General features: G+C 47.2%; 1 protein-coding gene. It reads right to left on the bottom strand.

The genetic code is table 11. The annotated features are described in order from the left end of the window. Positions 1-352 (bottom strand): hypothetical protein (locus AC2A1E_RS24380; RefSeq protein ID WP_484385902.1); only part of this gene is annotated, 352 nt, incomplete at both ends.

Raw genomic sequence — 352 nt, 5'->3', positions numbered from 1 at the left:
GACTTCCCCCGTCATTGCATTTTTCAGTCGAAAAAGCATAGTGGAACCGACATCATTATGCATGGCGGACAACGAGGTTGTCGTGGTTGACGAAGGGGCTCCATCCCCCAGATAAAAACAGGCGTTAATGTGCTGAACCACTGGGGAATTATTGACGCAATGGTAGGTGAACGTCCCGGTATTGGTTTTCGACAAGGCGGAATTGACAAAATCAACCACGCCAAAGTCAATATCAGTCATGGTTGCACGGCAGGCCACAGAGGTCGCGTGACTTTGGTCAGTCAGTAATGAAACAGCAATGCTAATAATCACTAAAAGGTATCTGCCCATTTGATACAGCCCTATTGCCATT

The sequence above is a fragment of the Serratia sp. HNCC26DJ206 genome, from assembly GCF_057180605.1.
Note: the sequence above shows the minus strand (reverse complement) of the source record. Positions and strands in the feature narration are given on the sequence as shown.